Consider the following 15,568-nt stretch of genomic DNA (forward strand, 5'->3'; position numbering starts at 1 on the left):
TGGGAGGGGGCTTGCCCCCGATGGCGGACTGTCAGGCAACAGATGGACAGCAGACACACCGCAATCGGGGGCAAGCCCCCTCCCACATTTAAACAGTGTTCAGTCATTTTTATTGGGGTGGCGCCGCATATCCAGGGTCATCGGTAATTCATCGTTGACGGTTACCGTCGGTACGGGAAGCTTGCCGGGGCTATGCCCAAGCCTGAAAAACCGCGCCATCCGCCGGCTCTCCGCCTCATTGGCATTTACCGGCAAGCTGTCGTAATTGCGTCCACCCGGATGGGCCACATGGTACTGGCAGCCGCCCAGCGAACGCTGCATCCAGGTATCCAGCAGATCGAACACCAACGGCGCATGCACCGGGATGGTTGGTTGCAGGCAGTTGGCCGGTTGCCAGGCGCGGTAACGCACACCGGCGACAAACTCACCAACGCGTCCGGTGGCTTGCAGCGGCACCGGGATGCCGTTGCAGGTCAGCAGGTAGCGTTGCGGTGGCAGCCCGGTCAGTTTGACTTGCAGGCGTTCCAGCGACGAATCCACATAGCGCACCGTACCACCCACCGCGCCCTCCTCGCCCAGCACATGCCAGGGCTCCAGGGCCTGGCGCAGTTCCAGCTCGATACCGCTGACGGCGTAGTCGCCGACCTTGGGAAAACGGAATTCCAGGTGCGCGGCAAACCACTCGGCGCGCAGCGGGTAGCCAGCTGCGTTGAGCTCGACGATCACATCGGCAAAATCCTGCTCGATGAAGTGCGGCAGCAGGAAACGGTCGTGCAACTCGGTACCCCAGCGCGCCAGCTTAGGCGGTGCGTAGGGCTCGCGCCAAAAGCGCGCGACCAAGGCGCGCAACAGCAGTTGCTGGGTCAGGCTCATGCGTGCATGGGGCGGCATCTCGAATGCACGCAGTTCCAGCAGGCCCAGGCGGCCGGTAGCGCCGTCCGGTGAGTAGAGTTTGTCGATGCAGAATTCGGCGCGGTGGGTGTTGCCGGTCACGTCGATCAGCAGGTTGCGCAGCAGGCGGTCGACCATCCAGGGCGGGCATTCTTCGCCGGGAGCAGGCATTTGTGCGAAGGCGATTTCCAGCTCGTACAGTGCATCGTTGCGCGCCTCGTCGACCCGTGGCGCCTGGGAGGTCGGGCCGATGAACAAGCCGGAAAACAAGTAGGACAACGACGGGTGGTTGTGCCAGTAGCTGATCAGGCTGCGCAGTAGATCGGGGCGACGCAGGAACGGCGAGTCCTTGGGCGTGGCGCCACCGAGCACGAAATGATTACCGCCACCGGTGCCGGTGTGGCGCCCGTCGATCATGAATTTCTCGGTAGTCAGGCGGGTTTGCCGCGCCTCTTCGTAGAGGAACTCGGTGCGCTCCACCAACTCGTCCCAAGAGGCGGACGGCTGCACGTTGACTTCGATCACACCCGGGTCCGGCGTGACGCGGAAGTTGCTCAGGCGCGTGTCGGCCGGTGGCTCGTAGCCTTCGAGCAAGACCGGGCAGTGCAGTTCTTCGGCGGTGGCTTCGATGGCCGCCACCAGCTCCAGATAGTCCTCGACGCGCTCCAGCGGCGGCATGAACAGATAGAGCCGCCCTTCCCGCGCTTCGGCGCACAGCGCGGTGCGGGTCAGCCAGTCGGCAGACTCGTCCACCTTGGGCACGCGCTCATCACTCGGCGCAGGTTCGCCATGGCTTTGCAGTTGGGCGGTAGTCGGCAGCTCGGGCTGATCCTGGTTAGGGTCAGTCGGATGCACAAACGGATACTCCGCCGCCGTCACCCACGGCTGCGAGGCCAACGGCAGGCGATAGCCCAGGGGAGAATCCCCCGGCACCAAACGGCAGTGGTTATCGCGCAGGTACCAGCGCCCACTCTGCCAACGATCATTGGCAGGCGTACGCGCCAGCGGCAGTACTTGCCCGATGATTTTATCCAGGCCCTGGGCGAACACCTTGCGCAGGCGTTCGCGCTCCAGCTCATCGCCCAGGCGCGGGTCCTGGGCGGTGACGTTCTGCGGCAGCGCACCTTCGCGCCACAGGTAGTAGAAATTGTCTTCGAAGGCCGGGAACACAAAGCGTGCCGGCAGCTTAAGGCGCTCGGCGACGCTGGCCAGGAAACGCCCGGCCATCACGCCGTCCGCGCCGTAATCTGCTTGCTCATCGGCGATCAACGCGCTGTTGTGCCAGATCGGCACGCCGTCGCGGCGCCAGTAGCAGTTGAGCGACCAGCGCGGCAGTTGCTCGCCGGGGTACCACTTGCCCTGGCCGAAGTGCACCAGCCCTTTGAGCGCGTAGTGCTTGCGCATGCGCTGGAACAGCTCGGCGGACAGGCGGCGTTTGTCCGGGCCGAGGGCGGCGGTGTTCCATTCGGCGCCGTCGGGATCGTCGATGGAGACAAAGGTCGGCTCGCCACCCATGGTCAGGCGGACATCGTCCTTGAGCAGGTCGCCATCGATCTGCCGGCCCAGTGCCTGGATCGCCAGCCACTGTTCCTCGGTGTAGGGCTTGGTGACCCGTGGGGCCTCCCAAATCCTCTCTACCGACATTTCGTGGGTGAATTCACACTCGCACGGCTCCACCAACCCACTGATCGGCGCGGCAGACGAGGGATCGGGACTGCAGGCCAACGGAATATGCCCTTCACCGGCGAACAACCCAGAGGTGGCATCCAGGCCGATCCAACCGGCGCCGGGCAAATACACTTCGCACCAGGCGTGCAGGTCGGTGAAGTCCACTTCGGTGCCGGACGGGCCGTCGAGGGCTTTGACGTCGGCGGTCAACTGGATCAGATAGCCAGACACAAACCGCGCCGCCAAGCCCAGGTTGCGCAGTAATTGCACCAGCAGCCAGGCCGAATCACGGCAGGAGCCGGAGGCGTTTTCCAGGGTGAATTCCGGCGTCTGCACGCCCGGTTCCATACGGATCAGGTAGCCGATATCGGCCGCCAGGCGCTGGTTGAGGCCCACCAGGAAATCCACGGCCGGCAATGGAGTACGGTCGATGCCCGCAAGGTAGGCCGCAAACTTCGGCGTCAGCGGCAGGGTTTCCAGGTACGGCGCCAGCTCGCGCTGTTCATCGGCGGCATAGCTGAAGGGGATTTTTTCGGCGTAGGGCTCAAGGAAAAAGTCGAACGGGTTGAACACCGCCATCTCGGCGACCAGGTCGACCTCGATGCGCAGCTCATCGGTCTTCTCCGGGAACACCAACCGCGCTAGGTAATTGCCCTGGGGGTCTTGCTGCCAATTGATGAAGTGCTGCTCGGGCAGCACTTTCAGTGCGTAGGACAGAATCCGCGTGCGGCTATGGGCGGCCGGACGCAACCGTACGATCTGCGGGCCGAGTTCGACAGCGCGGTCGTAGCGGTAATGCGTAACGTGGTGCAACGCGACATGAATCGACACGGCGGCCTCCTGCGAGCCAGGGCATGGACACAAAGCGCGCAAGACTTATGCCAGAGCGGCGGTCATTGCGCTTTATCGTGGGACCCGGTGCAGTACAGCACCAAAACGGCGCCAACGGCGATGCTCTGGTGCAAGTGACGCACATATTTGTGGCGCGGGTGTGAAGGTGGGTGGGGAATCTACCCAATCAAGCGGTTTTGCGCCTGGCAATCGCGGCTTGGCGCAGGTGGCGGATCTCAAGCAGCGTCTGGCGCATCTCTCGTTGAACCTTGCTGTTAAGTGTCAATAATCCGAGCAATGGGAATAACAGCGCCAACCCATAAAGAATTTTGTGAGGCTGGAATTGAATCATCGGAACTACAAACAGTAGACAGGCGACGTAGATGCCGACCATCACCCACACCCAGGAGGGGCGGCCCCGCAAAATCATAAAGTTGCTATGGACCGTCAACAGAATGAGCAGCGCCCCGGCAGACATGATCTTGAGCCCCACTTGAGCAAGGGGCACATCACGAAAATAGGTGACAAAGGCCAGCGCCACAGCCAACGCCAACGAAAAGTAAGCAGCGAATACACCGCCAATAAACGTCAGAAAGTAATGCCTGAAAAAGTCGCGTAGCGTCATTAACTCGTTCATTCGTTTATTTCCTCGTACAACCCTATCGCGATGGTATTGACGTTTCCGGAGTACGCACTCCCGCCAAATCCTATGGTTGCGCCCAGGACGTCTTTGATCTGGGTAGTGGTGCTGTGCTTGAGCTGCGTAGGGGTGAAACGCTTGGTGAGTTCGCCCGACGCCTGCCTCAACTTGAGCATCTTCGCGGTCAAGCTGGGATGGTTGATGCTGAGCAGCTCTTTCGTCAGCTTGGCTCTTTCCTGGCGATTCAAACCGCGAAGCACGTCACGCAGGCTCTTGCCCGTCGATGCTTTGGCAGCCCTGACCAGCTTGACCGTCGTCAGGGCCGAACCACCTACGCCGGCCAGTGATACGGCGTCCAACACAACGGATGCATTCTGGTACCAGCCCTCACTGTCGAGCCAATCGTTTACCTCCGGTTTGGCGACCTCCAGCGCTGTTCGAGCAATGCCGTTGAAACACTGGAGCGAACTTGCACCGGCAGCCGCATATCCCACCACAACGATGACGGAACTGGCGCCGGCACTGAAAGGCACCAGAATGGTTCCACTGGCGATCGCAGCCCAGCTGATGACAGCCCCCAGGCAGGAGATTCCGGTATTGACGGCTTCGCCAATCAGTCGGGACTCTCGAGGATTGCTCACGACATGTTGAGCAAACTGCGTCGGCGCAATGTACTTCTGTGCTTCACGCAAAATGATGCGCTTAGGCTTGATGCTGCAGATGGGCTTGAATTCGCGCAGGGTGATGACGTTGAAATCGGCGTCGATGTATACGACGCCTGCGCCAACGATACCTGGATCGGCGTCAATGGCCGCGAACAGGCGTGGCAGGTTGATCTGGCTTTCGATGCGTTGGCGCGCCATGAACTGCGAGCGGTTGGAGTCCATGCCGATGGAGGCCAGGGGGTTAGCCATGAGTGTTCTTCCTTGAGAATGATGGTGACCAGGCGGGCCCCATCGCGGGCAAGCCCCCTCCCACATTTGGAATGCGGTCGAATGTGGGAGGGGGCTTGCCTGCGATAGCGATTTAATGGGCGCCACCTTAGCAAACAGGTTACCCAACAGCTAGAAAGCAAAACGCCAGCACGAGGCTGGCGTCTGGCATGTTCAGGCTGCGATCAACGCGGCACGACCGGCTTGCGCGCAGGCTTGCCGCCCTTGCCCTTGGCCGCATCCGCGCGTTCCTTGGCGGCCTGCTTGTTGCGCGCCTGGGCCGCAGCCTTGGCTTGCTCACGCTTGTCCCACGGGTTGCTGCCGTCACTGCCGCGCGGCGGCAGGCCGGTGTGCTGGGTGAGGATCTTCGTGGTGGTTTCCTTGGCGACCTTGTGGCTGCCAGCCGGCGTCGAGTTCTTGCGACGGGCGCTCTGGTAGCTGTCGGTACTCGGCTGGTGCAGCGGGATCAGTTGGTCCTTGCCCGGCCCGATCAGGTCGGCGCGGCCCATGCGGGTCAGTGCTTCACGCAGCATCGGCCAGCCTTTCGGGTCGTGGTAACGCAGGAACGCCTTGTGCAGACGGCGCTGCTCTTCGCTCTTGACGATGGTCACCGCGTCGCTCTTGTAGGTGACCTTGCGCAGCGGGTTCTTGCCCGAGTGGTACATGGCCGTGGCGGTGGCCATCGGCGACGGGTAGAACGCCTGCACCTGGTCGGCGCGGAAGCCATTGCCCTTGAGCCACAGGGCCAGGTTCATCATGTCTTCATCGGTGGTGCCCGGGTGGGCGGCGATGAAGTACGGAATCAGGTACTGCTCCTTGCCTGCTTCCTTGGTGTACTTCTCGAACATGCGCTTGAACTTGTCATAGCTGCCAATGCCCGGTTTCATCATCTGGTTGAGCGGACCTTCCTCGGTGTGTTCCGGGGCGATCTTGAGGTAGCCACCGACGTGGTGGGTGACCAGCTCTTTCACGTATTCCGGCGACTCGACCGCCAGGTCGTAGCGCAGGCCGGAGGCGATCAGGATCTTCTTCACACCCGGCAACGCACGGGCGCTGCGGTACAGCTGGATCAACGACGAGTGGTCGGTGTTCAGGTTCGGACAGATACCAGGGAACACGCACGATGGCTTGCGGCACGCGGATTCGATCTCCGGGCTCTTGCAGGCGATGCGGTACATGTTCGCGGTCGGGCCGCCGAGGTCGGAGATCACGCCGGTAAAGCCCGGCACCTTGTCGCGGATCTCTTCGATCTCGCGGATGATCGACTCTTCGGAACGGTTCTGGATGATGCGGCCTTCGTGCTCGGTGATCGAGCAGAAGGTGCAGCCGCCGAAGCAGCCACGCATGATGTTCACCGAGAAGCGGATCATGTCGTAGGCCGGGATTTTTTCCTTGCCGTAAGCCGGGTGCGGGACGCGGGCGTACGGCATGCCGAACACGTAGTCCATTTCTTCGGTGGTCATCGGAATGGGTGGCGGGTTGAACCACACGTCCACTTCGCCGTGCTTCTGCACCAGGGCGCGGGCGTTGCCTGGGTTGGTTTCCAGGTGCAACACGCGGTTGGCATGGGCATAGAGCACTGCGTCGCCACGGACTTTCTCCACCGAGGGCAGGCGGATCACGGTCTTGTCGCGGGTCATTTTCGGGCTGGCCAGGATCTGGACGACCTTGGCTTCTTCCGGGTCTTCAACCGGGCCTTTTTCCTGCTCGATGGCGCAGGCCTGGGTGTCCTGGGTGTTCACGTACGGGTTGATGATCTTGTCGATCTTGCCCGGACGGTCGATACGCGTGGAGTCCACTTCGTACCAGCCCACCGGCGTGTCACGACGGATGAACGCAGTACCGCGCACATCGGTGATGTCTTCGATCTTGTGGCCCCACGACAGGCGCTGGGCAACCTCGACGATGGCGCGTTCCGCGTTGCCGTACAGCAGGATATCGGCGGTGGCGTCGATCAGGATCGAGTTGCGCACCCGGTCCTGCCAGTAGTCGTAGTGGGCGATGCGACGCAGGGAGGCTTCAATGCCGCCGAGTACGATCGGCACGTTCTTGTAGGCTTCCTTGCACCGCTGGCTGTACACCAGGCTGGCGCGGTCCGGGCGTTTGCCGGCCATGCCGCCAGGGGTGTAGGCGTCGTCGGAGCGGATTTTCTTGTCGGCGGTGTAGCGGTTGATCATGGAGTCCATGTTGCCGGCCGCGACGCCGAAGAACAGGTTCGGCTCGCCGAGCTTCATGAAGTCGTCTTTGGACTGCCAGTTCGGCTGCGCAATGATCCCGACGCGGAAGCCCTGGGACTCCAGCAGCCGGCCGATGATCGCCATGCCGAACGACGGATGGTCAACGTACGCATCACCGGTGACGATGATGATGTCGCAGGAATCCCAGCCAAGCTGATCCATCTCCTCCCTGCTCATCGGCAGGAATGGCGCTGGACCGAAACATTCGGCCCAGTACTTGGGATAGTCAAATAAAGGCTTGGCTGTTTGCATGACGGTGACCGGTGTTGAGATGGAAAATCGCGGGCGCGGAATATAGCACAAATTTTGACCAATTCCGACGGCAATGGTCGGCTTTTGCCGCACCGGCATTTCAACCCAAGCCGCTACAGGGTTTCGCCTATCGTCGCGCACTACCCCGTTAGCCATTGCGGGCAATCTTCGTGGGTAACCTGAGGCAAACCAACCCGCCCTAGGACATGCCATGAGCGCCCTGACGCCAAAACCTGTCACGCCCCCCGCACTCCCGGCCCACACTGAATTCATTCGGAAAAAGCTGCCCTCCTGGCTCACCCGGGCCAACAAGATGCGGCGCGATGACTTGCGCCGCAGCCTGATCGACAGCAACCAGGCCCGGCATGACCTCAAGGCGCTGCTCAGCCAGCTCAAAAGCCCTTCGGAGTACGCCCGGCCGTATTTCGAACTTGCGCTCCACAACACCTTCTTCGGCCTGCTCGACAGTGAGCGTGGGGTTGTGTTGCGCGAATGGAAAAACCATCACCTGCTGGGCCTGATCAAGACCCACGCCAGGACCACCCAACAACCCCTGTTGGAAGCCGCACTGCAGAACTTTGAAGCGGATGAAGCCGAGGATGGCGGGATGGAAGCCGGATCGGCCATTTACAATGTGTATGGCGCCGCGATAACCCGGCAGCCCATCTCACCGATCATGTTCGCCGGTTTCTGTCGCAGCCTCGACCTGGGGAAGCATTACCTCCAACACCTTGAGACGCTGCTTGCGCCCAAGGACACACCCCAGGCAGCCGTGCAGGTACGCCAGCTTTTTTCCCGAAGTGAACAGACTCGGTTTGAAACCGCCTCGCATATCGCTCATTTGAGGGGCTGGATTGATCAAAGACTGTACAGCACTCTACTGGCCCTGGCCCGCAATGGCGGCCATCCCGACCTGCAATGCAACCACCTGACCCTGGGCGGCGTGGTGCTGCCGAGCGTGCTGGTCATCCACGATACGCAAGTGGATCGACAGCAACTGCTCTATATACCCGACGATCCCGTCGGCTCGTTCCGCAAGCATGAGTCAATGGAGTCCCTGGAACACTCGCTGGTACAACGCCTGGCCCAGCCCGCCTACTTCGGTTTTTTCCAGCGACTGGTACCGCTTCGACACCAGGGCACGCTGCTCACGGTGCTGCCCGCCAGGACCGTCGCGCCACGCATCGACTCTCCCGCCAGGGTGATTGCGGCCCGCCTTGAAGCCAAAGTCAGCCGTACCCTGATCCAGGGCGACGCGTTCCAGGCGGTCGCCATACAACGTATCCAACAGATCCGCGACGACGCCCGCACCCTGGCGGTGCCAACGGCAGATGCCGACGCCCTGAGCCGGCAGAAACGCCTGCATTACTTTGCCGAGACCGGTAAGTCGCTACTGTTCTTCGCGGCGTCATTCATTCCCATCGTGGGCGAAGTGCTGCTGGTGGTAACAGCCGCACAGCTGGTCGACAGCCTTTACAACGGGTTTGCCGCCTGGAGCCGAGGGGACAGCGACCAGGCCCTGAATGACATGATGGACGTGGTGGACACCGTCGCCCAGGGCGTCGCTACCGCAGGCGCGGTGAAAGCCGGAGGGTTCGGCGCGCGGTTGATCGCGGTCAAGGTGCAGGAACAGGGCATGCGCCTGTGGAACCCGGACATGGTGCCGTACCGCCAACTCAAGACACTGCCAGCGCAGGTGCCGGTCGACGCCCAGGGGCTGCAGCACTACGAGGGGCAGCATTACGTGTCTCTCGATGACCACCTGCACGCCCTGGCCCGCGACCCGCGCACCTCGCAATGGCGCCTGCAACACCCCAGCGACCCGCGCGCCTATCAGCCGCAGATGCTCAGCAATGACGTCGGCGGGTGGCGCCAGGAACACGAAACCGCCCGCGATTGGGACGACTTCAAACTGATCAAGCGGCTGGGCCCTGATGCGTCAAACATCAAGGCATCAGCGGTGGAGCCGATCCTGCGGGTCAGTGGTGCCGACGCCAGCCTGCTGCGCCAGGCGCATCAGGAAGTCGTACGCCCGCCGCCGGGCCTGCGCGACACAGTCAGGCGCTTCAACCTGGCGCAGGAAATCGAAGACTTCAACTTCGCCCGTGCCGAAGGCAGCGAAGTGAGTCGACACTCTCCACTTATCCAGTTTCACCTGCTGGTATCCTTGCCAAAATGGCCGACGAACCGCGTGCTGAAGGTGGTCGATGAACAGCAACGGGTCCTGTTCAGCCACGGCAACCAGGGGCTGGAAATCACAGTCCCTGAAGCACGCTTTCGCAAAGGCGAGTTGCTGGACTGCCTGGAAGAACAACTGACCCAAGCGCAGTTCAATGAACTGCCCGCCAGACGGGTCGGACGCTCCAGCAACGTCGAAAACCTCGCATTCACCCTGGCGGCCGAGGCCCATGAGCACGCAGACCGCGTGTTTACCTGGCTCAACGACCGCGCCGAACAACCCGCGTCTGCGCTGGAGCAGACGATCCGTGACATCCTGCCCGGCCTATCGAAATATCATCTGGAAGAGGCGACCTGCGGGCTGAGCTTCGCAGATCAGCAGCGATTACAGCTGGAACGCTCCCTCACCGCGCAACAGCATTGGGAATTCGGCCAATACCTGAACCAATCCAGCGTCCATCGTGCCTACGAAAGCCTCTACCTGAAGACAACCCGCAGCCCCGACTACCCTGTGCTGGTGCTGACAGCACTGGAGTCTTTGCCCGGCTGGCCAACATCCAGTCGACTGGAGATCCGCGAGCAAACGCTCACCGGCCCCTTGCTCTATAGCAACGGAGCCGGCGAAAACGACACCGGGCACTTGCTGGTGCATGAACGAGAGCAGTTCACTTGCCATACCGCTCAAGGCCAAGCGCTGGGCGCACCAGCCGACCTGCTCACGGCTATCGATCAAAGCCTTTCAGACCGCGAGCGCAGTCACGTGCTGCGCCAGTCGGGAGTTGCGGACCTGCCCAGCGCCTTGCGCAAGGCCAGCCTCGAACTGCTGGCCAAACCCGCGCCGCCCAGACGTGCGCCAACACCGTGGGCAGACTCCCCTGCTGTACCGGGGCTGCCTTTCGACCCGCTTTTCGCCAGCCCGACGCCCCCCGAAGGGCTGACCTTGCGCGCAGACGGCGTCTACCAAGCCCCGCCCCTGCCGGATGGCAGCTACCGCTATTACGTGCTGGAGTCCGGCAACTACTATCTGGTCAAAGCCGACGCGCTGGGGTGGCGTTTGCTTGACGCCCGCAGCCGCTTCAGGGCCTACCAACCGTATATCGGCAAGAACGCAGAGGGCGGCTGGCAGATTGATCCGCAGAAGGATGCACTACTGGGCGGGATGCCGACACCCCCCAGGAGGCGCTCCGGCTCCACGTCCAGCGAGCTGTTCGAATCGGCCGACTCGAACGTCGACTATGAGTCAGCGCTGGAAAGTCTACCGTCGCCCCTCCCCAACCCACCTCATCCATACGGGCCCAGCGAGCTGCGCAGTATGCGCTCCCACGCCTCGTACCAGTTCAGTCAGAATTACCGAGGTCTCTACGACCGCGCCAACAATGGCCGCTATCCCCTACGCGATGTGGACGGCCAACCGATGCGCATCAAAGCCATGCAAAGCCAGGGCAAATCCCCAACGAGCGGTGCGCTGTTCGACAAGCAGCCGGTACTGCCGTACATCCAGTGGGAAGGTTATGAAAAGGTTGCGCAGTTGTATGACGAAAAAATCGAAGTGGTGCCCTTTACTCAAGCCCAGTGCCGCTTCGCCGAAGAGTCGGTATTGATAGGACAGTCGTGCGTGGTGAGCACGAAAGACTTGACGAAGGGGGAAGTGCTGGGAGTATACGGCGGCGGTTTACTGCCCCATCACATCGCCGGGTTTCGCCGGGACCCGTACCTGATCGACGTGCGCCCCTATCAGATCCCACACGAGACGACCGCGAGCCCCATCAACCGCGAAGTCGTGCTCTCAGGCGATAACGTGCTGTCGCGCATGAACACTATCTTTGACTACGAAGCCGGTTACCCGGTGCGCCAGGCAAGCGGTGGCTACAACGTCGAAGCAGTGTATTTCAATGTTGAGACCCAGAAAGGCGAGCAACCTCGGGAATCACTGAGGCTGACAGCATTCTTTACCCGTGAGGATATTTGCGCCGGCACCGAGCTGCGCTGGAACTACCAGTACAACGAACCGACCATCCGCGCGTTGTTCGGCCCGCTCCCCGAGACGCGCCCTTGAGCCTGGGTTTTACTCGTCGTCGTCGAAGTTATAACTGCCCGGCGCGAGGTTCTCGAAGCGTGTGTACTTACCGATGAACGCCAGGCGGATAAAGCCGATCGGGCCGTTCCGCTGCTTGCCGATGATGATCTCGGCAATGCCCTTGTGCTCGGTCTCGGGGTGGTACACCTCGTCGCGATACACGAACATGATCACGTCGGCGTCCTGCTCGATCGCGCCGGATTCGCGCAAGTCGGAGTTCACCGGGCGCTTGTTGGGGCGTTGTTCCAGGGAACGGTTGAGCTGGGACAGCGCCACCACCGGGCAGTTGAATTCCTTGGCCAGAGCTTTCAAGGACCGGGAGATTTCGGAAATCTCGTTGGTCCGGCTGTCGCCGCTGGAACCGGGGATCTGCATCAACTGCAGGTAGTCGATCATGATCAGGGCGATGTCGCCGTGTTCACGCACCAGGCGGCGGGTACGGGCGCGCATCTCGGATGGGCTGATGCCCGCAGTGTCATCGATGAACAGCTTGCGGTCGTTGAGCAGGTTGACCGCCGAGGTCAGGCGCGGCCAATCGTCGTCTTCCAGTTGGCCGGAACGCACCTTGGTCTGGTCGATACGCCCGAGCGACGAGAGCATCCGCATGATCAGCGATTCGCCGGGCATCTCCAGGGAGTACACCAGCACGGTCTTGTCGCTGCGCAACACGGCGTTTTCCACCAGGTTCATCGCGAAGGTGGTCTTACCCATCGACGGACGACCGGCGACGATGATCAAGTCGGACGGCTGCAGGCCGCTGGTCTTCTCGTCGAGGTCGGCATAACCGGTGGAAATACCAGTGATGGCGGCGTCGGTGTTGAACAGGGTGTCGATGCGGTCGATGGCCTTGGTCAACAGCTCGTTGACGCCCACCGGGCCACCGGTTTTCGGGCGGGCCTCGGCGATCTGGAAGATCTGGCGCTCGGCTTCGTCAAGGATCTCTTCGGCGGTGCGCCCTTCGGGGTTGAAGGCGCTGTCGGCGATCTCGGTGCTGATGCCGATCAGCTGGCGCAGTGTGGCGCGCTGGCGAACGATCTGGGCATAGGCCTTGATGTTGGCGACGGACGGCGTGTTTTTCGCCAGTTCGCCCAGGTAGCCCAGGCCGCCGACCTGGGAGGTCTGGCCTTCCTTGTCCAGTTGTTCGGCCAGGGTCACCACGTCGATCGGCGAGTTCTGGTCGGCCAGCTTGGCGATGGCACGGAAGATCAGGCGGTGGTCATGGCGATAGAAATCACCGTCCGAGACTTGATCCAGCACGCGTTCCCAGGCGTTGTTGTCCAGCATCAAACCACCGAGCACGGCCTGTTCGGCCTCGATGGAATGCGGCGGCACCTTCAGGGCAGCGGTTTGCAGATCGTATTGCTCAGGAGCTGAAATATCGTTCATGGCCACTTGGAATTTGGGGGTGTGTAGAAAAACAAAAGGCACGACCTGTAAACAGGATCGTGCCCGATGTTAACCGCCTGGCACGCGAGGTGCCAGTCAGTTAGGTGCGGCTTAAGCTGCTACCACGACAACGCGTACGGTGGCTTCAACTTCGGCGTGCAGGTGCACGGCTACGTCGAATTCGCCTACGTTGCGGATGGTGCCGTTCGGCAGACGAACTTCGCTCTTCTGCACTTCAACGCCGGAGGCGGTCAGTGCATCAGCGATGTCGTGGGTGCCGATCGAACCGAACAGCTTGCCTTCGTCACCGGCGGTGGCAGTGATAGTCACTTCCAGCTCAGCCAGTTGGGCAGCGCGAGTTTCAGCCGAAGCTTTTTTGTCTGCTGCGGCTTTTTCCAGCTCGGCACGACGCTCTTCAAACGCAGCCAGGTTGGCAGCGGTTGCAGCGGTGGCTTTGCCGTATGGCAGCAGGTAGTTACGACCGTAGCCGGCCTTAACGTTCACTTTGTCGCCCAGGTTGCCCAGGTTGGCGACTTTTTCCAGAAGGATCAGTTGCATGTGAAAATCCTCTAACTTTTAACCTTCACCGTTCGCGTTATCGGCGTCTTTCGGCGCCAGACGACCGCGAAAATCAATCAGGCCGTCGACAATGGCCAAAACCACGAGTAACGGATAGATCAGCTGCATGAACAGCACCATTGTTACGTACATCCCCACCAGCCAGAACTTGGCCAGGCGCTTCTGCGCGACCAGCCCGTGAATCAGGGCCAGTCCGGCAAACACCAGCGGTACGCTGCAAAACAGCACCAGCAAGGTGGCTTGTGAACCGAAGTACGGTCCGACCACCATGAGTGCCAGCAGCAACATCGCCGGGCCCACGGGGATTCTGATACTGCGAAACTCGCGACCAAAACCACCCGGGTTGTACAACAACGCCTGCCAATAACGCCCAAGCATCAGGCTCAGCACGCTGACGATCTGCATCATTACCGCCATCAGGCCGATCAGGGCCGGTGCAATCAGTGTCGCAAGACGCGCTCGCTCATCTACCGAAAGCTGCTGGTAGAGTTCCCCGAGGGCCATCGGCAGGATCTTGACGATCTCTTGCGACAGCGCCTCGATCTGCGGGCGGAAAGCCGCGTCGATCAACACCGAAAACACCAACCCCACTGCCACGCTGACCAGCAGCGTGCGGGCCCAGGACTCACTTGCGCGCAAAACCAACGCAAGGCTCGACGACCCCAGCAGCACCAGAAGTACCTTGGGTTCGCCCAGTTGCAGCCACCAGATCAAGGCGGCCAGCACTCCCAGGGCCAGGACGCCAAGGGCATCCTGCAAACCGCGCCGCAGCAGCACAAGGCAACCTGCGGCAGCACCCAACCAATACAACAACGGCAATGCTGCACATCCAGCCACTACCAGAGTGGCCTGCACGCGACCGCGCATGATGAACTCAGCTAAGGCGCGCATGCATTCAATCCCTTACTACTTGTCGACTGCCCGGTCTCAGCGGCCGTGGCTGTCGGTGTAGGCCAGCAGGGCCAGGAAGCGGGCGCGCTTGATAGCGGTGGCCAGCTGACGCTGATAACGTGCTTTGGTACCGGTGATACGGCTTGGAACGATTTTGCCGGTCTCGGATACGTAGGCTTTCAGAGTGTTGAGATCTTTGTAATCGATCTCTTTCACGTCTTCAGCGGTGAAGCGGCAGAATTTACGACGACGGAAGAAACGTGCCATTTGATAGGCTCCTTAAAAGGTCCGTGGATTACTCGTCAGCGTTATCGCTGTTGTCGCTGTCATCACTATCAACGCTATCAGCGCCTTCGTGCTCAGGACGGTCGCGACGCTCACGGCGCTCACTGCGGTTTTCTTCAGCCTTGAGCATCTCGGATTGGCCGGTAACGGCTTCTTCGCGACGGATGACCAGGTTACGGATCACTGCATCGTTGTAGCGGAAGTTGTCTTCCAGCTCGGCCAGGGCCTTGCCAGTGCACTCAACGTTCAGCATCACGTAGTGAGCCTTGTGAACATTGTTGATTGCGTAGGCCAGTTGACGACGGCCCCAATCTTCCAGACGGTGGATTTTGCCGCCGTCTTCTTCGATCAGCTTGGTGTAACGCTCAACCATGCCGCCGACTTGCTCGCTTTGATCCGGGTGGACCAAAAAGATGATTTCGTAATGACGCATGAATGCTCCTTACGGGTTGTAGCCTGCCGCTCAAAAACGGTCAGACAAGGAGTGAATGACACTTATGGATCTTGCCGCAGGGAGGCACATCGGTGCCCGCCAGGAAGGCAAGGGGCGCAATTGTAGAGAAGGGGGAGGATGCGCGCAAGGTGATTGGTGATTATTTGAACAATCTTCCAAGCACCCCAAAACGACTGTGGGAGGGGGCTTGCCCCCGATTACGGAGGATCAGCCACATCATCTGCAACTGACACACCGCTATCGGGGGCAAGCCCCCTCCCACATTTT

Annotated in this window: 10 protein-coding genes; 1 reads left to right on the plus strand and 9 read right to left on the minus strand. The window is 61.1% G+C overall.

Annotated elements, in window-relative coordinates:
- Positions 1 to 99: 99 nt before the first annotated feature.
- From NL123_RS27815 to NL123_RS27830, 4 genes are all read right to left on the minus strand, one after another.
- Positions 100 to 3,390, minus strand: a complete 3,291-nt coding sequence (locus NL123_RS27815; RefSeq protein ID WP_494356757.1) for a transglutaminase family protein — start codon at positions 3,388 to 3,390, stop codon at positions 100 to 102.
- 187 nt (positions 3,391 to 3,577) lie between these two features.
- Entirely contained in the window at positions 3,578 to 4,027 is a 450-nt protein-coding gene (locus NL123_RS27820; RefSeq protein ID WP_494356758.1) for a hypothetical protein, read from the minus strand.
- Positions 4,024 to 4,944 (minus strand): Ssp4 family T6SS effector, encoded by a 921-nt coding sequence (ssp4, locus tag NL123_RS27825; protein WP_494356759.1) that lies wholly within the window; start codon positions 4,942 to 4,944, stop codon positions 4,024 to 4,026. The genes NL123_RS27820 and ssp4 overlap by 4 nt, the downstream gene beginning before the upstream one ends.
- A 203-nt stretch (positions 4,945 to 5,147) precedes the next feature.
- Positions 5,148 to 7,451 (minus strand): YgiQ family radical SAM protein, encoded by a 2,304-nt coding sequence (locus tag NL123_RS27830; protein ID WP_494356760.1) that lies wholly within the window; start codon positions 7,449 to 7,451, stop codon positions 5,148 to 5,150.
- Positions 7,452 to 7,662: 211 nt separating this feature from the next.
- On the opposite strand from NL123_RS27830, the gene NL123_RS27835 reads away from it, so the two are divergent.
- Positions 7,663 to 11,685 carry a dermonecrotic toxin domain-containing protein gene (locus NL123_RS27835; RefSeq protein ID WP_494356761.1) on the plus strand — a complete coding sequence of 1,341 codons (4,023 nt, stop codon included), beginning with the start codon at positions 7,663 to 7,665 and terminating at the stop codon, positions 11,683 to 11,685.
- Between the two features lie 9 nt (positions 11,686 to 11,694).
- Here NL123_RS27835 and dnaB read toward each other — a convergent pair whose 3' ends face one another.
- The 5 genes from dnaB to rpsF all read right to left on the minus strand — a co-directional run bounded on the left by dnaB (position 11,695) and on the right by rpsF (position 15,280).
- Positions 11,695 to 13,092: a replicative DNA helicase gene (gene dnaB, locus NL123_RS27840; RefSeq protein ID WP_016976916.1), complete on the minus strand. Its 1,398-nt coding sequence runs from the start codon at positions 13,090 to 13,092 to the stop codon at positions 11,695 to 11,697.
- Positions 13,093 to 13,203: 111 nt separating this feature from the next.
- Positions 13,204 to 13,650, minus strand: a complete 447-nt coding sequence (gene rplI, locus NL123_RS27845) for a 50S ribosomal protein L9 (RefSeq protein ID WP_003171376.1) — start codon at positions 13,648 to 13,650, stop codon at positions 13,204 to 13,206.
- Between the two features lie 18 nt (positions 13,651 to 13,668).
- Positions 13,669 to 14,562 carry a YybS family protein gene (locus NL123_RS27850; protein ID WP_071497212.1) on the minus strand — a complete coding sequence of 298 codons (894 nt, stop codon included), beginning with the start codon at positions 14,560 to 14,562 and terminating at the stop codon, positions 13,669 to 13,671.
- Positions 14,563 to 14,598: 36 nt separating this feature from the next.
- On the minus strand, positions 14,599 to 14,829 hold the full coding sequence (rpsR, locus tag NL123_RS27855; protein WP_002551829.1) for a 30S ribosomal protein S18: 231 nt from the start codon (positions 14,827 to 14,829) through the stop codon (positions 14,599 to 14,601).
- Positions 14,830 to 14,857: 28 nt separating this feature from the next.
- Positions 14,858 to 15,280, minus strand: coding sequence for a 30S ribosomal protein S6 (rpsF, locus tag NL123_RS27860; protein ID WP_010563335.1), 423 nt, complete (start codon positions 15,278 to 15,280; stop codon positions 14,858 to 14,860).
- Positions 15,281 to 15,568 lie beyond the last annotated feature (288 nt).

The sequence above is a fragment of the Pseudomonas sp. FBCC-B1565 genome, assembly GCF_059133265.1.

Coding starts and splice junctions, on each gene's coding strand:
- rpsR (WP_002551829.1), bottom strand. CDS start 14,829: ATGGCACGTTTCTTCCGTCGTCGTAAATTCTGCCGCTTCACCGCTGAA.
- NL123_RS27820 (WP_494356758.1), bottom strand. CDS start 4,027: ATGAACGAGTTAATGACGCTACGCGACTTTTTCAGGCATTACTTTCTG.
- NL123_RS27850 (WP_071497212.1), bottom strand. CDS start 14,562: ATGCGCGCCTTAGCTGAGTTCATCATGCGCGGTCGCGTGCAGGCCACT.
- ssp4 (WP_494356759.1), bottom strand. CDS start 4,944: ATGGCTAACCCCCTGGCCTCCATCGGCATGGACTCCAACCGCTCGCAG.
- rplI (WP_003171376.1), bottom strand. CDS start 13,650: ATGCAACTGATCCTTCTGGAAAAAGTCGCCAACCTGGGCAACCTGGGC.
- NL123_RS27830 (WP_494356760.1), bottom strand. CDS start 7,451: ATGCAAACAGCCAAGCCTTTATTTGACTATCCCAAGTACTGGGCCGAA.
- dnaB (WP_016976916.1), bottom strand. CDS start 13,092: ATGAACGATATTTCAGCTCCTGAGCAATACGATCTGCAAACCGCTGCC.
- rpsF (WP_010563335.1), bottom strand. CDS start 15,280: ATGCGTCATTACGAAATCATCTTTTTGGTCCACCCGGATCAAAGCGAG.
- NL123_RS27835 (WP_494356761.1), top strand. CDS start 7,663: ATGAGCGCCCTGACGCCAAAACCTGTCACGCCCCCCGCACTCCCGGCC.